Below are 23,200 nucleotides of genomic sequence, written 5' to 3' on the forward strand. Positions count from 1 at the left end.
AACGTTCACGGGAGCGTTCACGGGCTCTCCGGAGGGTCCCCGATGACGTTGACTCGACGCAGGTTCTTGACCGGCGCGGCAGCACTCGGCGCAACCGCGCTGGGCGCCACCGCCTGCACCAGCCCGACCACGGCCAACCCGGGCAGGACCACGCTCTGGTACTCGACGAACGGCCTGTCGGAGAAGGTGCTCGGCGAGGCCGTGCAGCGCTTCCCCGCCCAGAAGCTCACGCCGAACAAGGTGAGCGGCGAGCTCAACCGGCGGCTGCTCGCCGCATTGTCCGGCGAGGCCTACCTGCCGGACATCACCATGCTCGGCGACGGCATCTCGACGTACTTCAGCGCCACCGACAGGTTCGCCGACCTCAACGCGCTCGGCGCGCGGCAGGACGAGTCGCGCTACCTGCCGTGGAAGTGGCAGGCGGGCCGCAGCCCCGGCGGGTTCCAGCTCGGCTTCCCGATCGACACCGGACCGGCCGCGCTCTACTACCGGCACGACCTGTTCGCCGAGGCCGGGCTGCCGAGCGAACCCGGGGCGGTCGCCGCCGCACTGTCCACGTGGGACGACTACTTCGAGTTCGCGAAGCGGGTCAAGGACAAGCTGCCCGGCCGGTACCTGATCACCGACACGAAGATGGTCTTCACGTACTCGCTCGCGCAGGAGGAGCAGAAGTACCTCGACCGCGAGAACCGCTACCTGGCCGACCAGTCGCAGGTGCGGCGGGCCTGGGACCGCGCGGTGACGGCGTTCCGGATGGGGCTCACGGCGGGGTACGCGGGCGCGGCCACCGGTGAGGGCGTCGACCGGCGCGCGGCCTGGACCAGCGGCAAGGAGGCCGCGTTCGTCAACGCCTCCTGGATCACCGGCAACCTCAAGCAGTCGGCGCCGGGCACGTCCGGCCGCTGGAAGGTGTGCCAGGCACCCGGCGGTCCCGGCAACCAGGGCGGCTCGTTCCTCGCGATCACGAGGTACTGCCCCGATCCGCAGGGCGCCTACGAGGTCGTGAAGTGGTTGATGTCGCCGGAGAACCAGGCCGCGTCCTACCTCGAACTGGGCCTGTTCCCGTCCAGCCCCGCCGTCTACTCCGATCCGGAGGTGCTGGCCGCGGAGGAGTTCTTCGGCGGTCAGGCGACGATCGAGGTGTTCGGCGAGATCGCGGAGGAGGTCCGGCCCGTGTACTTCTCCCCCTGGGACATCACGATCTCCGACACCTACACCGACGAGCTGGCCAACGTCGAGAGCGCGGGCAAGGACCCCGACCAGGCCTGGCAGGACGCCCGGACCGCGGTCGAACGGCTGCTGCGCCGGCAGGGGGTGCTCGCGTGAACCGCAGGTGGAGGTACCTCCCGCAGTACCTGGCGATCGCACCGTTCTTCGTGCTGTTCGCGATCTTCGGGGTCTACCCCGTCGTGTACTCGCTGTGGCTGTCGTTCCAGCGGTGGAACGGCGTCAGCGAGATGAAGTTCGTGGGGCTGGAGAACTTCAGGTTCCTCCTCACCGACTCGGTGTTCTGGGAGTCGATCGGCAACACCCTGGTCATCTGGGTCATGTCGACGATCCCGATGCTGGTCCTGTCGGTGCTCGTCGCGCTCGGCCTGAACTCCTCGGTGCGCCACAAGGGTTTCCTGCGGGTCGCGTACTTCCTGCCCAACGTCACGTCGATCGTGGCGATGTCGCTGGTGTTCGGGTCGTTCTTCTCCAACGAGTTCGGCGTCCTGAACTGGTTCCTGGGTCTGCTCGGCGTCGATCCGGTGCAGTGGCTCACCGATCCGTGGGCGATCCGGATCGCGATCTCCGTTATGATCATCTGGCGGTGGACCGGGTACAACGCGATCATCCTGCTGGCCGGGTTGCAGGCGCTCCCCCAGGACGTCTACGAGGCCGCGAAGCTCGACGGCGCGGGCCCGGTGCAGACGTTCTTCCGCGTCACGCTCCCGTTGCTGCGCCCGGTGTTGCTGTTCTCCGTCGTCATGTCGGCGATCGGCGGCCTGCAGATCTTCACCGAGTCGCAGATCCTGCTCGGCGACCGAGGCGGCCCCGAGGGCGCGGGCATGACGATGGTCCTCTACTTCTACAACACCGCGTTCGCGGACAACGACTTCGGCTACGGCGCCGCCATCGCGTGGGGCATCTTCGTGGTCGTGGTGCTGTTCTCGATCCTCAACTGGCGGCTCGTGCAACGCCCGGACGGAGGCGGCAAGTGAACCGGACGAAACCCGGCACCCTCCTCACCTACGGCGCGTTGGTGATCGGTGCGCTGATCACCCTGTTCCCCTACTACCAGCTCGCGGTGATGGCCTCGAACACCACCGCGGACATCTACTCGTCCCCGCCCAGGTTCTGGTTCGGCGGGCACCTGTTCGAGAACGTCGGTGAGGTGTTCGCGAAGGTCGACTTCTTCGGGTCGGTGCTGAACACGCTGGTCGTGGCGATCGCGACGACCGTGCTGGTGCTGTTCTTCGACTCGCTGGCGGCCTTCACGTTCGCCAAGTACGACTTCCCCGGCGGCAACGTCCTCTTCGCGGTCCTGCTGGCCACCTTCGTGGTGCCGACGCAGCTCGCGGCGATCCCGCAGTTCGACCTGATGGCGAAGTTCGGTCTGGTCGGCAGCCTGAACGCGCTGATCATCCCGGCGGCGGCCAACGCGTTCGGCATCTTCTGGATGCGGCAGTACGCCCGCGGCGCCATCTCGGACGAGGTCCTGGAGGCCGCCCGCGTCGACGGCGCGAGCTTCTTCCGCACCTACCTGTCGGTGGGCCTGCCGGTGCTGCGGCCCGCGCTGGCGTTCCTCGGCATCTTCACGTTCGTCAACGCGTGGAACGATTACCTGTGGCCGCTGGTCGTGTTGATCGACTCGAACAACACGACGCTGCAGGTGGCGTTGTCGCAGCTCAACGGTCTGTACATGCAGGACTACGCCGTCGTGATGGCCGGGACGCTGGTGGCGATCGTGCCGCTGGTGATCGTGTTCCTGATCGGCGCCCGCCACTTCATCAGCAACATCTCCGCCGGCGCAGTGAAGGGCTGAACACCTTGTCGTACCTCGAGGACATGGGACCCGGCACGGGATCCCTGCCGCCCCGCGCGTTCTTCACCTCCGACGCGGCCTCGCTGCCGCTGGACGGGACCTGGGACTTCCGCCTCGACGAAGGCGACTGGGGCACCATCACCGTGCCGGGGCACTGGCAGCTGCAGGGCCACGGTTCCCCCGCGTACACGAACGTCCGGTACCCGTTCCCGGTCGAACCGCCGTTCGTGCCCTCCGAGAACCCGGCAGGCGACTACCGGCTGACCTTCGACCTGCCGGAGAACTGGCCGGACGAGCCGGCGGTGCTGCGCTTCGACGGCATCGACTCGTGCGGACTGGTGCGGCTCAACGACGTCGAGCTGGGTGTCACCCGCGGCAGCAGGCTGCCCAGCGAGTTCGAGGTCGGGCACCTGCTGCGGCCGTCCGGGAACGTGCTGACCGTGCGCGTGCACCAGTGGTCGGCCGGCAGCTACCTCGAGGACCAGGACATGTGGTGGATGTCCGGCATCTTCCGTTCGGTGATGCTGCTGTCGCGTCCGCGCGGTGGCGTCGCCGACTACGAGATCCACGCGACCTACGACCACGTCCTCGGTTCGGGCACGGTGTCGGTCCAGGGCGGGATGCTGTCCGTGCCCGAGTTGGAGGTGCGCGACCTCCTGCCGGGGCAGTCGGTTTCGTTGCCCGTCGAGCCGTGGAGCGCGGAGAGCCCCCGGCTGTACGACGGCGTGGTGTCCACCGCCGCCGAGCGCGTGCCCGTGCGGATCGGCTTCCGGACAGTCGCCATCTCCGATGGCGTGCTGACCGTGAACGGTGCTCGTGTCGTGTTCAGGGGCGTGAACCGGCACGAGCACCACCCCCGCTTCGGCCGTGCGGTGCCGCGAGAGGTGGCCCTGCAGGACGTGCTGCTCATGAAGCGGCACAACGTCAACGCCGTGCGCACCAGCCACTACCCACCGGACCCGTACTTCCTGTCGCTGTGCGACGAGTACGGGCTGTGGGTGATCGACGAGTGCGACCTCGAGACGCACGGGTTCGGTGAGCTGGGCTGGGCCGGCAACCCGAGCGACGACCCGCGCTGGGCCGAGTCCTACGTGGACCGGATGCGGCGGATGGTCGAGCGGGACAAGAACCACCCGTCGATCGTGCTGTGGTCACTGGGCAACGAGTCCCACACCGGCCGCAACCTCGCGGCGATGGCGTCGTGGACCCGCGACCGCGACCCGTCACGGCCGGTGCACTACGAGGGCGACTCCGACTGCGAGTACGTCGACGTCTACAGCCGCATGTACGCCTCGCACGAGGAAGTGGACGAGATCGGCCGGGAGCGCACCCACGGGTTGCCGTTCGTGCTGTGCGAGTTCGCGCACGCCATGGGCAACGGGCCGGGCGGGATGCTGGAGTACCGCGAACTCTTCGAGGAGCACCCGACCGTGCAGGGCGGGTTCATCTGGGAGTGGATCGACCACGGGCTGGAGCGCGACGGGCACTTCGCGTACGGCGGCGACTTCGGCGAACCGCTGCACGACGGCAACTTCGTGATCGACGGGCTCGTGTTCCCCGACCGGACGCCGTCACCGGGCCTGGTGGAGTTCGCCAAGGTCTTCGAGCCGGTGCGGATCACGGGCACCGGGACGGGAATCCGGATCGAGACCCGCTACGACCACGTGGGGCTGGACCACCTGAGGTTCGACTGGGTGCTGGAGGACGAAGGGGCAGAGGTCGCCACGGGCACGCTCGTGGTGCCCCCGGCGGGCCACCACGACCTGCCTCTCCCCGACCTCCCCGCCGTGTCCGGGGAAGCCTGGCTCACCGTCCGCGCCTCCCTGGCCTCCCCCGCGCGGTGGGCCGACGCCGGCCACGTCGTCGCATGGGGCCAGCTCCAGGTCTCCGAAGCCCGGCCCACCTCGTTGCGCGCCACCGAGCGCGTGCGCCCCGGCCTCAGCCTGGGACCCGGCCGGTTCGACCCGGCCACCGGCCTGCTGACCAGGCTCGGAGACCTCGCCGTGGACGGCCCCCGCCTCGACCTGTGGCGAGCACCCACCGACAACGACCGGGGCTCCGAGCACCCCGACGACAGGGCCTGGCGCGACGCTGGCCTGCACCGCCTGCAGCACCGCGTCATCACCGTCGACGCCCAGGAGAACGCACTGGTCGTCCGCACCCGTGTGGCACCTCCGGCCTGGGGGTTCGGCATGTTCGCCGACTACCGATGGACCGCCGGCGGCGACCGCCTCAGGCTCCAGGTCGACGTCACCCCCGACGGCGAGTGGCCGTGCACGCTCCCCCGCCTCGGCCTGCGGATGGCGCTGCCGGAGGCGGACGTCGTCGAGTGGTTCGGCGCGGGACCGGGCGAGGCCTACGCGGACAGCCGCCAGGCCGCCCGGATCGGCCGCTTCTCCTCGACGGTCGACGCGCTGCAGACGCCGTACGTCTTCCCCCAGGAGAACGGCAACCGCGCCGACGCCCGGTGGCTCGAGATCGGGGGCGTCCGGGTCGAGGGCGAGCCGGTGTTCGACTTCACCGCCCGCCGCTGGACCAGCGAGGACCTGGACGCCGCCCGGCACACCCACGAGCTGATCCCGCGCGACCGCGTGTACCTGAACCTCGACCTGGCCCAGCACGGCCTCGGCACGGCGTCGTGCGGTCCTGGCGTGCTGCCGCAGCACCGGCTGCACGCGCGGAAGGCGAGCTTCGTGGTCGATCTCAGCATCCGGAACTAGTTGAGACGTCATCTAAGCTCGGTGGGGAGACTGAAGGAGGGTTCCGTGCCGCGGAAGTCAGAACCGTTGCGGAAGCTCGGTTTTCTCACCATCGGGCTGTTCGACGAGCACGATCCGGGTGCGGGCCACCGGAACACGCTCGACGTCATCGTGCTGGGCGAGGAGCTCGGGTTCGACAGCGCGTGGGTGCGGCACCGGCACCTGCAGTTCGGCATCTCGTCGCCGGTCGCGCTGCTGGCCGCCGCCACGCAGCGGACCAGCAGGATCCAGCTCGGCACCGCGGTCATCCCGCTGGGCTGGGAGAACCCGCTGCGCCTTGCCGAGGACCTCGCCACGGTCGACGTGCTCTCCGGCGGCAGGCTGAACCCCGGCATCAGCGTCGGGCCGCCGATGCACTACGACGACGTCAAGCACGCGCTCTACCCGGAGACCGCGGACGTCGAGAACTTCAGCTACGACCGCGTCCAGCGGTTGCTGGACTTCGTCGGCGGCGAGAAGGTCGCGTCGTTCAGCGGCGTCGAGGGCATCGAGGTCTGGTCCGACCGCGTCCAGCCGCACGCGCAGGGCCTGCGCGAGCGGATCTGGTACGGCGGCGGCAGCCTGCGCTCGGCGAAGTGGGCGGGCGAGCACGGCCTGAACCTGCTGACCAGCAACGTGGCCCAGTCCGAGGGCTCCGAGGACTTCGCCGAGACCCAGCAGGCGCACATCAGGACGTTCCGCGAGCACGGCGGCGGCCGGGTGTCCCAGGGCCTGGTCGTGATCCCGACGGACTCGGCCACGCCCGAGCAGCGCGCGAAGTACCAGGCCTACGTCGACGGACGGTCCGCGCGCATCGGCAAGACGTTCGGGCCGCGCCAGATGATGTTCGAGCGCGACATCATCGGCACGTCCGCCGAGATCGCCGACCAGCTCCACGCGCACCTCGGCTTCCAGGAGGTCGACGAGGTGGCGTTCGCGCTGCCGTTCAGCTTCGCCCACGAGGACTACGTGCAGATCCTCACCGACATCGCCACGAAGCTCGGCCCGGAACTGGGCTGGTCACCCGCCTAGAGCCCACCACGTGTCGACGCGCGGCACCGACCGCGCGTCTCCGCGTTCCACCCGGTCCGCGTGGAACAGGAACCCGGCGATGCCCGCGGCGCCCTGCATCCAGCCGATGCCGGGCGGCAGCAGCGGTTCGTCGGCGCGGTGCTCGACGAACCGCCAGCACACCCCGTCGCCGTCCGGGATCGCGCGCTCCACCACCACGTCGGCCAGGTGGAGCGCGAAGTCCGTGTGCTGCCCGGAGTCGAGCAGCACGTCACCGACACCTGCCGTGCCGCAGCACCGGCCGTCGTTGTCCCAGAAACCCGGGTACCTCCGCTCGGGCAGGCCGGAGACGCGGATGCTGTGGAAGCAACGGCGACGCCACTCGTCGACGTCGGTACCCGCCACCTCGGCCACGCCCGCACGACGCAGGGCCGGCCACAGCAACGAGGTGCCGGTCGGGCCGTGGCACCAGCCGTAGCTGAACTCCTCCACGTCCGGGACGCGGGGACAGGAGGCCGAGACGCGAAATCCCCCGTCCGAGGTGTCGCCCAGCGTCACGAGGTGCCCGGCTCCGGCACCGGCGGCCTCCACGAGATCGGGGCGCCCGAGCTCGGCACCGGCCAGGGCGAGCGCCGTCGCGATGCCCGACAGGCCGTGCGAGAAGTTGGGGGCCTCGCTCCGCGCCTCGTAGAACCGCGACGGCACCCTGCGCCAGTTCAGCCCGCCGGGCGCTTCTTCCCGTTCCGCCACCAGGACCTCCGCCGCGATGCCGGCCAGGTCCCCGGCGCCGGGAACCTCGTGACGACGGGCCCACACCGCGCCCAGCAGCACCCCCGCCGTCCCCAGCGTGAGGTCGTGGGTCCGGGTGCCCTCGCGGAACCGCGGTGGAACGAAGATGTCGTTCGGCCATCCGTCCGGTGTGGACAGTTCGAGCAGCCTGGCGACCGCCTCGCCGGCGCCGGGCGCCCCCAGTGCCGTCAGCACGCTGATCGCGCTGACCAGCCCGTTGAAGAACGTCACGTCACTGGTCTCATCGATGCTCTCCCGCACGCGCGCTGCGATGACCTCCGCCAGCTCCTCCTCGCGCGGCGACCACTCCCGGCTCAGGCGGATCTCCGCCAGCACGTGCGCCAGCCCGCCGATGCCCGCGTACATGCCCTCGCGCCACCGGGCGTCGAGATCACCTCCCGGGAACTCCGGGATCCACACGCCGTCGTCGTCCCGCACCTGGTCCAGCACCCACCGCCAGGCAGCCTCGGCAGTCCCCCGGTACGTCCCCATGCCTCGATGATTACATTGGCGGAGGTGACTGTGGAGCGGATTCTCGCGGCCGCCGGCCTCACCGGCGCGGAGCTCAGCCCGCTGGGCGGCGGCACCTACAACTCGGTGTACCGGGTCTCGGCGCGCGAGGGCGAGTTCGTGCTCAAGACACCGCCCGCCGGCCTGCCCGGCCTCACCTACGAACGGCAGCTGATCCGCACCGAGGCGTTGTTCTGCACGCTGGCGTCACCGGTCGCGCCCGTGCCGCAGGTCGTGTACGCCGACGACACCGCCCTGCTGACCACGTGCCTGCCCGGCGAACCGGTCTTCGGCCGGTCCGACGTGGACCGCCCGCGGCTGCGCCGGCAACTCGGCACGGCCGTCCGCGCCCTCCACGACGTGACCGGGCCCGGCTTCGGCTATCCGCAACTCGGCCTGCGCACGACGTGGACCGAGGCGTTCACCGGCATGTTCGGCGCGGTGCGGGCCGACGCCGAACGCCACGGAGTCGCACTCCCCGACCTCGACCTGACCCGGCACGCCAAGGCGTTCGACGAGGTCGAGCGTCCGGCGCTGGTGCACTTCGACCTGTGGGACGGCAACGTCCTCGCCGACACCGGCCTCACCGGCTTCGTCGACGGCGAACGTGCGTTCTGGGGTGATCCGGTCGCGGAGTTCGTGTCGCTCGCGCTGTTCGGCTCCATCGAGGACGATCCGGACCTCCTGACGGCCCACGGCTTCGAGTTCACCGACGCCGCGCGCGTCAGGCTGGCCGCCTACCAGGCCTATCTCTACTCGATCATGCTCACCGAACGGGTGCCGCGCGGCAGCACCGACCCCGAGTTCGAGCGCGTGATCATGGACGCGTTGACGCGCGCACTGGGTGTTCTCGCCTGATCGCCGCACGTGATCTGGGAAGCTGGAACCGTGCGCGTGGCATTGCTGGGCCCGACGGCCGTCGAGGCCGACGACGGCACACCGGTCGACATCGGTGGTGCCCGCGTCCGCATGCTCCTGGCCCGGCTCGCGCTCGACCCCGGCCGCCCCGTGCCGACGACGACGCTGATCGACGACCTGTGGGGTGAGCAGCCGCCCGCCGACGCCGGGAACGCGCTGCAGTCGCTCGTGTCGCGGCTGCGCAAGGTCTGTCCCGTCGCGCTGGAGCCGGGCGGGTACCGGCTGGGCGTCGCGACCGAGGACGTCGACGTCTTCCGGTTCGAACGGCTCCGCGCGGCGGGCAGGCTGGACGAGGCGCTGGCGCTGTGGCGTGGTGAGGCGCTGGCCGACGTGCGGGAGGCGCCGTTCGCCGGGCCCACCGCCGCACGGCTCGAGGAAGCGCGTCTGTCCGCTGAAGAGGATCGCGGCGAGCTGGACGTCGCCGCGTTGACGGCGTTGCACGAGAAGCACCCGCTGCGGGAACGGCTGGCGGGTCTGCTGATGCGGGCGTTGTGCGCGCAGGGCAGGCAGTCCGACGCGCTGCAGGTTTACGCCGGGGTCCGGGGCAGGCTCGCGGACGAGCTGGGTGTCGATCCCTCCCAGGAGTTGCAGGACGTGCACCTCGCGGCGTTGCGCGGTGAACTGGGGCCGCGGCCCGTGGCCGACCGGTTGCCGGTGCGGCTCACCAGCTTCGTCGGGCGCGACGAGGAGCTCGCGGAGATCACCGGGATGCTCGGCCAGGCCCGGCTGGTGACGCTGGTCGGGCCCGGTGGCGCGGGCAAGACGCGGCTCGCCACCGAGGTCGCGGCGCGGCATCCGTTGCACGGCAAGGGCCGCGTGTGGTTCGCCGCGCTGGCCGGCATCCGGGCCGCGGAGGACCTGGCAGGTGCGGTGCTCAGCGCGTTCGAGCTGAGCTTCGGCGGGGATCCGCTGCGCCGGGCGAGCGAGGGCATGAACCGGATCGCCGAGGTGCTCGGCGCCGGGGAGTCGTTGCTGGTGCTGGACAACTGCGAGCACCTCATCGGCGCGGCGGCCGAGTTCACCACCGAGCTGCTGCGCAGGGTCCCGAACCTCCGGGTGCTCGCGACCAGCAGGGAGCCGCTCGCGATCGACGGCGAGTCGCTGTGCCCGATCGGTCCACTCGCCGTGCCCAACGGTCAGGCGGACGTGGGCCGGTTCGGCGCCGTGCGGTTGTTCCTCGACAGGGCGAGCGCGGTGAAGCCGGGCTTCGTGCTCGACGAGTCCACTGTGGACGACGTGAAGCTTATCTGCCGCAGGCTCGACGGCATGCCGCTCGCGCTGGAACTGGCGGCGGCGCGGCTGCGGTCGATGACGGTCCGGCAGATCACCCAGCGCCTCGACGACAGGTTCCGGCTGCTCACCTCGGGCAGCCGCACCGCGCTGCCGCGCCAGCGGACGTTGCGCGCGGTCGTCGAGTGGAGCTGGGACCTGCTGACCGAGGAGGAGCTGCGGCTCGCCAGGCGGCTCGCGGTGTTCCCCGCCGGCGCCGACCTCGCCGCGATCGAGGCCGTCTGCCTGCCGGACGCGTTCTACGTGCTCACGTCGCTGGTCGAGAAGTCCATCGTGGACACCGTCGAGATCGACGGCGAGCAGCGGTACCGGATGCTGGAGACGATCCGGGTCTACGCGGACGAGCAGCTCGAGGCGTCCGGCGAGAAGCGGGAGGTCGTCGGCCGGTTCCGGCGCTACTACCGCGAGCTGACCGAACGGTGGGAGCCGCTCACCCGCACCGCTCGCCAGCTCGAGGCGATCAACGTCTACGAGGCCGAGCAGGACAACGTCGTGGCCGCGTTGCGCGGCGCGATCGACGACCGGGAGGTCGAGCTGGCGGCGGACCTGCTCGGCGGCACGTTCTGGTACTGGCTCGTCAAGGGCGACAACGACCGCGCGGAGATGTCGGTGCGCGACCTGCTCGCGCTCGGCGACCTGCTGCCACCCGACCGGTTCGCGACGTTCAGGGCGATGCAGCTGATCATGGCCGCGGTGCCCGGAGTGACGGACGCCCAGGAGGCCGCGGCGGTCATCGAGAGCTGTGTGAACAGCGGCGCCGTCCAGAAGTACCCCTCGCTCGCGATCGCGCTGCCGATGCTCGCGTTCCTGAGCCAGAACACCGAGCTCGCGCGGCGCGAGGTGCGGCGCGCCTCGGCGAGCGAAGACCCGTGGGCGCGGGCGGGCGCGGAGTGGGCGCACAGCTTCATACTGGTCGACGAGGGTGATCTCGAGGGCGCCGAACGGGCCCGCGACCGCGCGTACGACCAGTTCACGGCCATCGGCGATCGCTGGGGTTCGGCGATGACGCTCGGCATGAAGGCCGCGTTCGTCTCGCACACCGGCGACAACCAGGCGGCGATCGACCTCTACCAGCGCGGGCTGGCGGTCGCGACGGAGCTGCGGTCCCAGGACGACGCCGTGCAGCAGCGGTGGCGGCTCGCGGTGGAGTACGCGCGGATGGGCGACCACGCCGCGGCGGCGCGCGAGGTGGCGGCGGCGGAGCAGTTCGTCAGGGACGTCGGTAACGACCAGCTGTCCACGATGCTCGGCTACGCGAAGGCCGAGGTGGTGCTGCGTGCGGGCGGGCTCGAGGAGGCACGTGCGCTGAGAGCCTCGTTCGAGCAGCGCGCCACCGCCTCGTCCGCGCTCGGGTCGTTCGTCGCGGAGTGGATCGCCATGCTCGACACGCGCATCGCGATCGCCGACGGCCGGCTCGACGAGGCCGACGCCTGCGTCGCGGTGGCCGTGCGGACGACGTCGGACCGCGGCGACATGCCGGACCTCGCGTCGGTCGCCGAGCTGCTGGCCCTCGTCCGCCACGCCCAGGGCCGCGACGACGCGACCGTGCGGGTGCTCGCGCTGGCCCAGGTCATCCGCGGCCGCCTGGACATGGGCGACCCGGACGTGCGGCGGCTGGTCGCCGAGCTCGGTGAGCCGCAACCGCTGACGATCACCAAGGCCGAGGCGCTGCGCCGGGTGCGCGACGAGGCGGGCCTCAGCACCGGCTGAAGCCCGCCTCCCCGATCCGGTCAGACCCTCCTGCGGTAGGCCCACATCGCCAGCGGGAAGAACACCGCGACCGCGGCGGCCATCCAGATCAGCGATCCGGCGAGCGGCCCGGCGATCGCGCCGCCGTTGAGCAGCCCGCGCAGCGCGTCCGACAACAGGCTGACGGGGCTGATGTCCGCCCACGCCTTGAGCCAGCCCGGCATCGTCGAGGTGCCGACGAAGACGTTGCTGCCGAACGTCAACGGCATGATCAGCACGATCATGATGCCCTGCACCGCCTGCGGGGTCTTGAGCAGCATTCCGACGAACACCGCCGCCCAGCAGAAGCACAGTCCGAAGAGGATCGCCAGTGCCGCCGCGATCAGCAGCTCCGCCGGACCGGTCTGCACCCGGTACCCCATGACCGTGGCGACGATCAGGAGCACCACGACGCACACCACGTACCGCACGACGTCCGCGAGCACCGCGCCGATCAGCGGCGCCGACCGCGCGATCGGCATCGCGCGGAACCTGTCGAACACGCCCTTGGAGACGTCGGTGTTCAGCTGGACGCCCGCGGTCATGCTGGCCTGCAGGATGTTCATCACCAGGATGCCCGGCACCAGCATCTGCAGGTAGGCGTCGGTGTTCCCGGCGAGCGCGCCGCCGAAGAGGTAGGTGAACATCACCAGCAGGATGATGGGCGCGAGCGTGACGTCCATCAGCTGTTCGGGATTCTTGCGGATCTTGAGGATTCCCCGCCAGGCCAGCGCGAAGCCGTGGCGCACTCCCCTGTCCAACGCGATCGTGCTCATACCAGGCTCCCCTCGTTCTGCTTGCCGGTGAGCGCGAGGAAGACCTCGTCGAGCGAGGGCAGCCGCAACGCCAGTTCGTCCGCGGTGATGCCGGCCTCGTCGAGCTTGCGGACCAACGTGGACAGCAGCACCGGGTCGTTCACCGGCGCGGTCAGCAGTCCCGTGTCGTCGTCACGCGTCGGCCTCACGCCGGTGAGGTCGCCCAGGATGCGGTGGACCACGTCGAGGTCGCGCAACGACGTGGGCCGCACCTGCAGCGTCTGCCCGCCCACGCGCCGCTTCAGCTCGTCCGGCCTGCCCTCGGCCACGACACGGCCGTGGTCGAACACGGTGATCGAGTCCGCGAGCTGGTCGGCCTCCTCCAGGTACTGCGTGGTGAGCAGGACCGTCACCCCGTTCGCGACGAGCCTGCGCACCACCGCCCACACCTCGTTGCGCGCGTGCGGGTCCAGCCCCGTGGTCGGCTCGTCCAGGTACAGCACGGACGGGTTGCCGACCAGGCTGGCCGCGAGGTCGAGCCGGCGGCGCATACCTCCCGAGTACGTCTTGGCGGCCCGTCCCGCGGCGTCGGTGAGCTCGAACTGCTCGAGCAGCTCCGCCGCCTTCGCCCGCGCCCCCGCACGGGAGTGGTCGAGCAGCCTGGCCAGCAGCACGAGGTTCTCGGTGCCGGACAGGTCCTCGTCCACCGACGCGTACTGCCCGGTCAGCCCGATCAGCGACCGGACCGCCCTCGGGTCCTTCACCACGTCGTGCCCGTGCACCGTGGCGTGTCCCGCGTCCGGGCGCAGCAACGTCGCCAGCACCCGCACCGCCGTGGTCTTGCCCGCGCCGTTCGGCCCGAGCACGCCCACGACCTTCCCCTCCGGCACCTCGAGGTCGACGCCGTCCAGCGCCTTGGTCTCCCCGTAGTGCTTGACCAGGCCTTCTGCCCTGATCGCGAGTGCCATCGTTCCTCCCTGGTGTTCCAGGGGGAACTGTGCGCCGCCGCGCTGGCAGACCGCGCACAGCGCGCTGTCAGCGGCTGGCAGCCATCCTGCGCACGGCCTCGGTGATGATCTCGGGCGAGGTCCCGATGTTGAACCGGACGTGGCCCGCTCCCCCGCTGCCGAACCCGTCGCCCGACATCAGCGCGACGCGTCCCCGTTCGAGGAAGAACGCGGCGGGGTCGTTGCTGACGGCCCGGCAGTCGAGCCAGGCGAGGAAGGTCGCCTCGGAGGGTTCGTACCCGATCTCGGGCAGGTGCTCGGTGAGCAGGTTCTTCAGGAGCTTCCGGTTCTCGTCGAGGCCCTGCAGCAGCGCGTCGAGCCACTCGCCGCCGTCTCGAAGCGCGGCCGCGTGCGCGATCGTACCGAAGTGGCTCGGCCCGTGGCTGACCTCCTCGGGCAACTTCGCGAGCTCGTCGGTGCCGGAGATCGCGACCGCTGCCCGCATGGCCGCCAGGTTCCAGCCCTTCGACGCGGACATGAGCGACATGCCCTGCGGATCGATGCTCAGGTACGGCACGAACCTGGCGTTGCCTGACACGACCGGCGCGTGGATCTCGTCGGCGATCACGCGGACGCCGTACTTCCCGGCCAGCCGCGCCAGCGCGGTGAGCTCCTCCGCGGTGTGGACGGCGCCGGTCGGGTTCTGCGGGTTGCACAGCAGGTACACCGGGCGGTCGGCCTTGACGTGCCGGAACGTCCACTCGATCACGTCGAGGTCGAGACGTCCGCCTCGCAGCGGGGCCTCGACGACCGCGCGGCCCGTGCTCCGGACGAACAGGAAGAACGGCGGGTACACCGGCGGGCTGACGATCACGGGGGCGCCGGGCCCGGACACCAGTTTGATCAACTCGACGGCGCCGAGCATCACGTCGGACACGAGCGCGGTGCGTTCCACGGGCAGGTCCCAGTCCCAGCGCCGCTTCGCGAACGCCGCGAGCGCCTCGGGGTAGGCGGTGCCGGCCGGGTACCCGGTGTCGCCGAGTTCGAGGGCGTCCGTGAGGGCCTTCTTGACGGGCTCACACAGGTCGACGTCCATCTCGGCCACCCACAACGGCAGCACGTCGTCGGGGAACTCCCGCCACTTCACACTCGTGCGCTGCCTCAACCGTTCCAACGACACCTGGCTCAGCGGGTTCAGCATGAACCCCAACGTAGGTCACCCCGCGTGCGCCGACACGTTGTGCGCGGTGATCTCCTCGCCGCAGCACCGGCACGCGAGGAACGCGTCGGCCGGCTTGCCGCAGGCGTTGTGCTCCAGCACGATCGGCGGTCCGTCCGGCGCGGGCACGTGCCTGTCGCCCCACTTCATGAGGATCACGATGGCGGGGAACAACTCGAGCCCCGCCTCGGTGAGCCGGTACTCGTCGCGGTCCTCCGCGTACGGGACCCGGTGCAGCAGCCCGGCCTCGACCAGCGTTTTGAGCCGCGCGGACAGGGTGGGGCGCGGGATGGTGAGGTTGCGGACGAACTGGCCGTACCGGCGCACGCCGAAGAACGCCTCGCGCAGGATCAGCAGCGTCCACTTCTCCCCGACGAGGTCGAGCGCCCGCCCGACGGATTCGCCGCGGAACCGGCGGTCGAGGGCGTCGGGGTCGATCATCGGCGTTCCTCCGTCAGCAGCGGGGACAGCGTCGTGAGCAGTCTGCTGCCCGCCGGGTCCTCCGCCGTCGCCGGGACCAGTCCGACGTGCTCGGCGCCTGCCTCGAAGTACTCGTCGACGCGGCCGGCGACCTCCTTGGCCGATCCGATCGCGCCCACCGCCTCGATGAGGTCGACCGGGATGGCCTGGGCCAGTTCAGAACGCGGCCTGCCCGCTCGGGCCTCGTCGACGAGGGTGCCGTGGCCGAGGGCGGTGAACATCTCGCCGTAGCCGGGCGGTGCGAGGTAGACCGCGAGCTGGGACCGGAGCTGGCGGAGGGTGGCGGGTCCGGGTTCGAGGGCGGCGGGGATCCAGACAGCGAGCGGCGGAGGTGCTGCGGTCAACGCGCTGAGCTGCTTCTTCACGGCGGCGACGTGGTCGGCGCTGACGAGGTTCAGCACCACCTCGTCCCCCTCGGCTGCCGCCACCTTGGTCATGGCCGGGCCGAACGCCGCCACCGAGATCGGCGTTCCCGGAACCGGGTGCTGCAGCCGAAACCCGGCCACCCGCTCCCCGTTCAGGATCGCCCTCGTGTCCCGCACGGTCTCCCGCATCCGCCGGACCGGCTCCCAGGTCCGTCCGTGCCACTCGGTCACGATCCGCGGACTGGACGCCCCCAGCGCCAGCCCGGCCCGGCGCTCGGTCGTCGCGACCACTGTGGACAGTCCGAGCGCCAGCGCCACCGGGCTGCGCACCCCGGCCGCGAGCGGCCCGATCCTCAACGAGATGCGCGACGTCCTCAGCCCGACGGCCGTGGCCAGGGCGAACGCGTCGAACGTCGCCATCTCGCCGATCCACACCGTCCCGAACCCGGCCTCGTCCGCCGCGACGGCGATGTCGAGCGCCTCCGCGGGCGGCCGGTCGAGCCAGAACGGCGTCACCACGCCCACGGACGTCACAGCTGCTCCGTCCGCGCGGGCACGCCGAGCAGCACCTTGCCCGGCAGTTCGAGGGACGCCGCGTTGACCTGGAAGTGCGCCGAAGCCGTGTGGGCGTCCCGGAAACGCCGCTGGATCGCCGCGCCGTCGTAGATCGCGCCCCCGCCGGCGAGGTCGTACAGCTCCGACACCACCGAACGCGCGGTGCGAGCCGCGTGCGTCGCGGCGAGCCTCAACCCGGCCCGCGCGGCCACCGGCACCGGTTCAGTCCCCTGTGCCGCCTCCCACGCTTCCGCCACCGCCTCGTGGAAGAACGCCCGCGCCGCCCTCAACGACGCGGACGCCGTCGCCACCGCGGCCTGGGTCGACGACCGTTCCGCCAGCGAGCGGCTGGATCCGAGCGGCTTGCGCCCGGCCAGCGCCACGAAGTCGTCCAGCGCGCCGAAGGCGTTGCCCAGGGCCGCCGCCGCGACCGATGCCGCGAAGAACCCGAAGACCGGGAACCGGTACAGCGCCCCGTCCCGCAACGGTCCGTCCAAAACGGACAGAACCCGGGAGTCGGGCACGAACACGTCCCGCGCCACGCAGTCGTGGCTCCCGGTGCCGTGCAACCCGGTCGTGTGCCAGGTGTCGAGCACCTCCAGCGACGACTTGGGCAACGCGGCCACCTTCATCGCCCCGGCGTGGACGAACCCGGCGAACAGCCAGTCGGCGTGCCCGATGCCCGAGCAGAACGACCACTGCCCCGACACCACCACGCCGCCGTCCGCGTCGACACCGCGGCCCTTCGGCGCCCACACCCCGGCGGCGACCGACTTCGGGTCTCCGAACACCTCGTCCGCGCCCTCCCCTGGCAGGTAGGCGGCGAGGAGTCCGGAGGTGGCCGCGATCGACACGCACCACCCGGCGGAGGCGTCGCCACGGGCGATCGTCTCGGCGACGGCCAGCGTCTCGCCCGGCGGGGCTTCCGCCCCACCGAGCGAGCGCGGCACGCCGAGCCGGAACAGGCCCTCCGACCGGATCGCCTCCACCAGCCCGGGAGCGAGCGCGCGGGCCGCTTCCGACTGGGGCGCGAGTTCGCGGGCGAGGTCGGCAACGGCCTGCACGGGGCCTCCAGGTTCAGGATTCTTACCGGTTCAGAATCCTTACCGTAGACATTCCCTCACCCGTGGCGCAAGAACTCAGGCGAACGGCAGTGCGGCCGGCGGCTCCTGGCACCCGTCAACCGTTCAGCGCGTGCGTCGCGGTCGCCCCTCCGTCCACCACGAACTCGCCACCCGTGCAGTACGCGCTGTCGTCACTGGCCAGGAACAACACGACGTTCGCGACGTCCTCGGGCTGCCCGATCCGCCGCAGCGCCAGCTTCTTCCCGATCGGCGACACGTCGATCGGACGTCCCAGCGCCTCGCTGACCATCGAGGTGTCGATGGCCCCGGGGTGCACGGAGTTCACGCGGATCCCGTGCTGCCCCAGCTCCATCGCGGCGACCTTGGTCATGCCGCGGATCGCGAACTTCGACGCCGTGTACGCCGTCAGGTACGGCATCCCGCCGAGACCTTCGACGGACGACACGTTCACGATCGAGCCGCCACCGGCCGCCTTCATCGTCTCCACGACCGAGCGCATGCCGAGGAACGTGCCGACCTGGTTGATGCCGATGACCCGCTGGTAGTCCGCGAGCTTCGTGTCCGCCAACGCGGAGAAGTGCAGAATGCCCGCGTTGTTCACGAGGACCGTGATCTCTCCGAACGTTTTGACGGTGAACGCGACCGCCTCGGCCCACGACTCCTCCGACGACACGTCCAGGTGGCAGTACTCGGCGCCCAGCTCGGCCGCGAGCTCCTTGCCCTGGTCGTCGAGGACGTCGGTGATCATCACCTGGGCGCCCTCGGCGACGAACCGGCGTGCCGCGGCCGCGCCCTGACCCCGTGCCGCGCCGGTGATCAGGGCGACCTTCCCGCTCAGCCGCATCTACATCATCTCGTCGGTCAGCGGCATCATCACGGTCTTCAGCTCGGTGTAGGCCTCGTAGGCGCTCTGCCCGCCCTCGCGGCCGAGGCCCGACTGCTTGTAGCCGCCGAACGGGATGTGCGGTTCGAGCTGGAAGCCGTTGATGCCGACCATGCCGACGCGCAACGACTTCGAGACGCGGAACGCGCGGCGGACGTCGTTGGTGTAGACGCCTGCGCCCAGGCCGTACTCGGTGTCGTTCGCGATGCGGATGGCCTCTTCCTCGTCGTCGAACGGCACGACGGTCAGCACCGGACCGAAGATCTCGTCCCGCGCGATGGCCATGTCGTTGGTGGCGTCGGCGAAGATCGTCGGTGCCACGAAGTTGCCGGACGCATAGTCGCCGTCGAGCCGGGTGCCGCCGGTGACCAGGCGGGCGCCGTCCTGCTGGCCGCGTTCGATGTAGCCGAGCACGCGGTCGAGCTGCTTGCCGTTGATCAGCGGGCTGGCCAGCACCGCCGGGTCGAACGGGTCGCCGAACGTCACCGCGGTCGCGAGCATCTGCGCCATCGAGAGGAACTCCTCCTGGGCGTCCCTCTGCACCAGCGCCCGCGTGTGCGCGACGCAGGCCTGGCCGGACAGGCCCATCGTGACCATGCCCATGCAGGTCATCGCGGCCAGGCCGACGTTCGGGGCGTCCGAGAAGACGATCGCGGGCGACTTCCCGCCCAGTTCCAGGGAGACGCGCTTCATCGTGCCCGCGGAGGCCTCGACGATCCGGCGGCCGACCGTGCGGCTGCCGGTGAAGCTGATCTTGTCGACGCCGGGGTGGGTGATCAGCGCCTCGCCGGTCGGGTTGCCGGGGCCGGTGACGAGGTTGACGACGCCTTCCGGCAGGCCCGCCTCGAGCAGCAGGTCGACCATGCGGATCACGCAGAACGACGCGAACTCCGACGGCTTCACCACGACCGTGCAGCCGGCAGCCAGTGCGGGCGCGAGCTTCTGGGCGAACAGCACGAACGGCGCGTTCCACGGCAGGATCGCCGCGACCACCCCGACCGGTTCGCGGAACGTCATCGCGAGGTGGTCGCCACCCTGGTAGGGCGGCAGGGTCTGGCCGCCGACCTTGTCGATCCAGCCGGCGTGGTGGTCGAAGATGTCGGCCGCGATGCCCACCGAGGTGGCGTAGATCTGCCCGAACGACAGCGGCACGCCGTTGTCGAGCGCCTGCAGGCCGCGCAACTCGTCGGAGTGCTCGCGCAGCAGGTCGCCGTACCTGCGCAGGACCTTGATCCGTTCGCCGGCCCGGCTGCGCGGCCACGGCCCCTCGTCGAACGCCTTGCGGGCCGCGAGCACCGCCGCGTCCACGTCCTTCGCCGAGGCGACGGCGAAGCTGCCGATCTCCTCGCCGGTGGCGGGGTGGTGGTGGGTCCAGGTCTCGTCCGTCTCGCGGAACTCGCCCCCGATGAGGAGCCGGCCGTCCTTGAGGCCCAGTGTCTCGCGGTGCGGTTGGACGGTGAGCGTCACAGCTCCTCCTACAGGGCCATCGTTTCCGTACAGGCGAAAGTCCTCTGTGGATCCCGGTCGGCGAAGTAACCGTCGAGATCGGTGAACGCGTCGAACTTCTGCTCGACGGTCGGCGGCGCCATCAGCGCGACCATGCCGCCGTGCACGACGAAGACCTGTCCGCTGACCTTGTCGCCGGACGGTCCCGCCAGGTGCGCCACGAACTTCGCGACGTGCTCGGGCGCCAGCGAGTCGTCACCTTCCGGCGCGTCGCCGAACACGTGCGCGGTCATCTGGGTGCGGGCACGCGGGCAGATCGCGTTGGCGCGCACGCCGTAGCGGCTCGTGCCCCGCGCGGTCGCCACGGTCAGCGCCGCGATGCCCGCCTTGGCCGCCGCGTAGTTGGCCTGACCCTCCGAGCCGAGCAGGAACGCCTCCGACGAGGTGTTGACGATTCGCGCGTAGACCGGTTCGCCCGCCGCCTTGGACTGCTGCTTCCACAACGCGACCGCGTTGCGCGACAACAGGAAGTGGCCGCGCAGGTGCACGCGCACGACCAGGTCCCACTCCTCGTCGGTCATGTTGAACAACATCCGGTCGCGCAGCACGCCCGCGTTGTTCACCAGGACGTGCAACCCGCCGAACTGCTCCATCGCGGTGGTCACGAGGGCGTCGGCGGTGGCCCGCTCCCCCACGTCACCCTCGACGACCACGCACTTCCCGCCCAGCTCCTCGATCTCGGCCGCGGCGGCGTCGGCCGATCCCGGCAGGTCGTTGAGCACGATCGACGCACCCGCCCGTGCGAGCTCGAGCGCTTCCGCGCGACCGAGCCCGGCACCGGCGCCGGTGACCACGGCGACCTTCCCCGCAAGGTCCACAAGAGACTCCCTAGTCGAACAGAATGACCTGGCGGATCAGGGATCCGCCGCCCTTGAGCGCCTGCAGGCCCTCGTTCACGTCCTCCAGCCGGATCCTCTTGCTGATCATGCCCTCGAGGTCGAGCCGGCCCTGCCGCCACAGCGCGATCATGCGCGGGATGTCGCGGCGGAAGTTCGCCGTCCCGTAGAACGACCCGTGCAACGTCTTGTCGTGCAGGAAGAGCTCCTGGGCGCTGAACGAGACCATCGCGTCCGCCCGGCCCGCGCCGACGACGACCGTGTGCCCGCCTCGACGGGTGAGGTCCCACGCCTGGCGGATCGTGGCGGGCAGGCCGACGACGTCGAACACGTAGTCGAAGCCCATGCCGAAGTTCAGCTGGTTGTTCAGGTCCGCGATGCCGTCGGGCGTCGTCGCGTGCGTCGCGCCGAACCTCTGCGCCACCTCGTGCTTCTCCAGCACCGGGTCCACGGCGACGATCTTCGCCGCGGCGGCGAGCCGCGCGCCCTGGATCACCGCGACGCCGACACCACCGCAGCCGATCACGGCCACGCTGGAGCCCGGTTCGACCTTCGCGGTGTTGAGCACGGCGCCGACACCGGTCAGGATGCCGCACGACAACAGCGCGGCCACGTCCCACGGCACGTCGTCGTCGATCTTCACCGCGGCGTCGGCGGGCACGACCATCTCCTCGGCGAACGCGCCGAGCCCCGCGTACCCGAAGGCCGGGTTGCCACCGACGACGAACCTCGGTGACGTGAAGGCGGAGATGGTGTGCACGAGGCACAGATGTGACTGGCCCGTCACGCACTGGGCGCACTTCCCGCACGGCGGCACGAACGTGATCGCCACGTGGTCGCCGACCGCGAGCGACGTCACGGCGCTCCCGATCTCCGCGACCTCACCGGCGCCCTCGTGGCCGACGACGCCGGGGGCCAGCGCTGGCAAGGTTCCGTCCATTGCGGACAGATCGCTGTGGCAGACCCCGCACGCCTTGATCCTGATGCGGATCTCCTGCGGGCCCACGGGTGTGGTGGTCACGTCGTCGCGGAGCTCGAGCTTGTCGTCGCCTACCTGGTTGAGCACGGCAGCCTTCACCGGTATCACTCCTCGCTGAGCTCACGGCCGAAGTACCCGTAGGACACTAGAATCTGTTCTCGTTCATGACAAGGCCCATCAGCGTGAGAGGCGCAGCGCGCCCTTGGGGCACGACGCGACGGCCCGTTCCGCCGGAGCCTCCTCGCCCGAGGCCAGCTCACCGTCCCGGATCTGCAAAACCTCGTCATCGTCGAGATCAAAGACCTCGGGCAGGATGGACATGCACTCCCCGTGCGCCTCGCAGAGCGAAGGGTCGACGCCGACCTTCATCGCGGCCTCCTGACATCAAGTAGAACTTGTTCTAGAGTAGCGGTCATGCGCATCGGTTTCACGCCCGAACAGGAGCAGTTGCGCCAGGAGTTGCGGGCGTACTTCGCCGCGCTCATGACGCCCGAACGCAAGGCAGGGCTCGCCGGCGGCAGCGACTACGGCGACGTCGAGGTCTACAAGGACACCGTCCGCCAGATGGGGCTCGACGGGTGGCTGACCATCGGCTGGCCGCAGGAGTACGGCGGTCGCGACCGCCCGATGCTCGAGCAGCTGATCTTCCTGGACGAGGCGTCCGCGGCCGGCGCACCGGTGCCGTTCCTGACGCTGAACTCCATCGGCCCGACGATCATGTCGCTGGGAACGCCCGAGCAGAAGGCCTTCTACCTGCCGAAGATCGCGTCCGGCGAGCTCCACTTCGCCATCGGCTACTCCGAACCGGAGGCGGGCACCGACCTCGCCGGCCTGCGCACGCGGGCGGTGCGCGAGGGCGACGAGTACGTGATCAACGGCCAGAAGATGTGGACGAGCCTCATCCAGTACGCGGACTACGTCTGGCTGGCCTGCCGCACCGACCAGGAGTCGCAGCGGCACAGGGGTTTGAGCATCATCATGGTGCCGACCACGGCCCCCGGCTTCTCGTGGACGCCGGTGCCGACCATGTCCGGCCCCACGACCAGCGCCACCTTCTACGACAACGTGCGGGTGCCCGCGTCGAACCTCATCGGCGAGGAGCACAAGGGCTGGAAGCTCATCACCAACCAGCTCAACCACGAACGCGTCGCCCTGTGCTCGGCCGCGCCGCTGCAGACCGCGTTGCGCGAGGTTCGTCAATGGGCGGACGAAACCGGTGCCGCGGAACAGGAGTGGGTCCGCTTGCACCTCGCCCGCGTGCACGCCAAGACCGAGTTCCTCAAGCTGATCAACTGGCGGATCGCGTCCGGCTCCGACGAGGCGCCGTCACCGGCGGAGGCCTCCGCCACCAAGGTGTTCGGCACCGAGTTCGCGACCGAGGGCTACCGGCTGCTGATGGAGGTGCTGGGCGCCAACGGGATCGTGCGCGCCGGCTCGCCCGGAGCGCTGCTGCACGGCCGGGTGGAGCGCATGCACCGGTCGTCGCTGATCCTGACGTTCGGCGGCGGCACGAACGAGATCCAGCGGGACATCATCGCGCGCGTGGGCCTCGGTTTGCCCGCTGTGCCCCGGTAAAGG

General features: G+C 70.6%; 20 protein-coding genes. 8 read left to right on the forward strand and 12 right to left on the reverse strand.

Annotated elements, in window-relative coordinates:
- The first annotated feature begins 42 nt into the window (after positions 1–42).
- Genes IE307_RS01155 through IE307_RS01175 form a run of 5 tightly spaced genes read left to right on the forward strand, consistent with a single transcriptional unit; the run spans position 43 to position 6,798 of the window.
- Positions 43–1,326: an ABC transporter substrate-binding protein gene (locus IE307_RS01155; protein WP_191295552.1), complete on the forward strand. Its 1,284-nt coding sequence runs from the start codon at positions 43–45 to the stop codon at positions 1,324–1,326.
- The gene (locus IE307_RS01160) at positions 1,323–2,204 is read left to right on the forward strand and encodes a carbohydrate ABC transporter permease (protein WP_229904267.1); all 882 of its coding nucleotides are present in this window, start codon (positions 1,323–1,325) and stop codon (positions 2,202–2,204) included. Before IE307_RS01155 ends, IE307_RS01160 begins: the two co-directional genes overlap by 4 nt.
- A complete protein-coding gene (locus IE307_RS01165) occupies positions 2,201–3,028 on the forward strand; it encodes a carbohydrate ABC transporter permease (RefSeq protein WP_191295553.1) in 828 nt (275 codons plus the stop codon). Before IE307_RS01160 ends, IE307_RS01165 begins: the two co-directional genes overlap by 4 nt.
- A 5-nt stretch (positions 3,029–3,033) precedes the next feature.
- Positions 3,034–5,748: a glycoside hydrolase family 2 TIM barrel-domain containing protein gene (locus tag IE307_RS01170; RefSeq protein WP_191295554.1), complete on the forward strand. Its 2,715-nt coding sequence runs from the start codon at positions 3,034–3,036 to the stop codon at positions 5,746–5,748.
- Positions 5,749–5,793: 45 nt separating this feature from the next.
- Positions 5,794–6,798 carry an LLM class flavin-dependent oxidoreductase gene (locus IE307_RS01175; RefSeq protein WP_191295555.1) on the forward strand — a complete coding sequence of 335 codons (1,005 nt, stop codon included), beginning with the start codon at positions 5,794–5,796 and terminating at the stop codon, positions 6,796–6,798.
- Here IE307_RS01175 and IE307_RS01180 read toward each other — a convergent pair.
- Positions 6,787–8,058: a lanthionine synthetase LanC family protein gene (locus IE307_RS01180; RefSeq protein ID WP_191295556.1), complete on the reverse strand. Its 1,272-nt coding sequence runs from the start codon at positions 8,056–8,058 to the stop codon at positions 6,787–6,789. The two genes, IE307_RS01175 and IE307_RS01180, sit on opposite strands and share 12 nt — an antisense overlap.
- Positions 8,059–8,082: 24 nt before the next feature.
- On the opposite strand from IE307_RS01180, the gene IE307_RS01185 reads away from it, so the two are divergent.
- Together IE307_RS01185 and IE307_RS01190 are read left to right on the forward strand one after the other, a co-directional pair.
- Positions 8,083–8,934, forward strand: coding sequence for an aminoglycoside phosphotransferase family protein (locus tag IE307_RS01185; RefSeq protein ID WP_229904268.1), 852 nt, complete (start codon positions 8,083–8,085; stop codon positions 8,932–8,934).
- Positions 8,935–8,964: 30 nt separating this feature from the next.
- Positions 8,965–11,994 carry an AfsR/SARP family transcriptional regulator gene (locus tag IE307_RS01190; protein WP_191295558.1) on the forward strand — a complete coding sequence of 1,010 codons (3,030 nt, stop codon included), beginning with the start codon at positions 8,965–8,967 and terminating at the stop codon, positions 11,992–11,994.
- Between the two features lie 20 nt (positions 11,995–12,014).
- Here the strand turns inward: IE307_RS01190 and IE307_RS01195 are convergent, their stop codons facing one another.
- The 11 genes from IE307_RS01195 to IE307_RS01245 form a co-directional block, all read right to left on the reverse strand.
- Positions 12,015–12,788 carry an ABC transporter permease gene (locus IE307_RS01195; protein WP_191295559.1) on the reverse strand — a complete coding sequence of 258 codons (774 nt, stop codon included), beginning with the start codon at positions 12,786–12,788 and terminating at the stop codon, positions 12,015–12,017.
- Positions 12,785–13,735, reverse strand: coding sequence for an ATP-binding cassette domain-containing protein (locus IE307_RS01200; RefSeq protein WP_191295560.1), 951 nt, complete (start codon positions 13,733–13,735; stop codon positions 12,785–12,787). Before IE307_RS01200 ends, IE307_RS01195 begins: the two co-directional genes overlap by 4 nt.
- A 67-nt stretch (positions 13,736–13,802) precedes the next feature.
- A complete protein-coding gene (locus IE307_RS01205; protein WP_191295561.1) occupies positions 13,803–14,915 on the reverse strand; it encodes a MalY/PatB family protein in 1,113 nt (370 codons plus the stop codon).
- A 15-nt stretch (positions 14,916–14,930) separates the two neighbouring features.
- The gene (locus IE307_RS01210; protein WP_191295562.1) at positions 14,931–15,374 is read right to left on the reverse strand and encodes a winged helix-turn-helix transcriptional regulator; all 444 of its coding nucleotides are present in this window, start codon (positions 15,372–15,374) and stop codon (positions 14,931–14,933) included.
- Positions 15,371–16,312, reverse strand: a complete 942-nt coding sequence (locus tag IE307_RS01215) for an LLM class F420-dependent oxidoreductase (RefSeq protein ID WP_191295563.1) — start codon at positions 16,310–16,312, stop codon at positions 15,371–15,373. Before IE307_RS01215 ends, IE307_RS01210 begins: the two co-directional genes overlap by 4 nt.
- Positions 16,309–17,397, reverse strand: a complete 1,089-nt coding sequence (locus IE307_RS01220; protein ID WP_191295564.1) for an acyl-CoA dehydrogenase family protein — start codon at positions 17,395–17,397, stop codon at positions 16,309–16,311. Before IE307_RS01220 ends, IE307_RS01215 begins: the two co-directional genes overlap by 4 nt.
- A gap of 115 nt (positions 17,398–17,512) precedes the next feature.
- A complete protein-coding gene (locus IE307_RS01225; protein ID WP_191295565.1) occupies positions 17,513–18,262 on the reverse strand; it encodes a glucose 1-dehydrogenase in 750 nt (249 codons plus the stop codon).
- Entirely contained in the window at positions 18,263–19,768 is a 1,506-nt protein-coding gene (locus IE307_RS01230; protein WP_191295566.1) for an aldehyde dehydrogenase family protein, read from the reverse strand.
- Between the two features lie 8 nt (positions 19,769–19,776).
- On the reverse strand, positions 19,777–20,625 hold the full coding sequence (locus IE307_RS01235) for a 3-oxoacyl-ACP reductase (protein ID WP_191295567.1): 849 nt from the start codon (positions 20,623–20,625) through the stop codon (positions 19,777–19,779).
- Positions 20,626–20,635: 10 nt separating this feature from the next.
- Entirely contained in the window at positions 20,636–21,721 is a 1,086-nt protein-coding gene (locus IE307_RS01240; RefSeq protein ID WP_191295568.1) for a Zn-dependent alcohol dehydrogenase, read from the reverse strand.
- A gap of 78 nt (positions 21,722–21,799) precedes the next feature.
- On the reverse strand, positions 21,800–21,991 hold the full coding sequence (locus IE307_RS01245; protein ID WP_191295569.1) for a ferredoxin: 192 nt from the start codon (positions 21,989–21,991) through the stop codon (positions 21,800–21,802).
- 45 nt (positions 21,992–22,036) lie between these two features.
- Between IE307_RS01245 and IE307_RS01250 the strand changes: the two genes are divergently transcribed.
- The gene (locus tag IE307_RS01250; protein WP_191295570.1) at positions 22,037–23,197 is read left to right on the forward strand and encodes an acyl-CoA dehydrogenase family protein; all 1,161 of its coding nucleotides are present in this window, start codon (positions 22,037–22,039) and stop codon (positions 23,195–23,197) included.
- The last annotated feature ends 3 nt before the right edge of the window (positions 23,198–23,200 follow it).

It is taken from the genome of Lentzea cavernae (assembly GCF_014653695.1).
GTDB lineage: Bacteria > Actinomycetota > Actinomycetes > Mycobacteriales > Pseudonocardiaceae > Lentzea > Lentzea cavernae.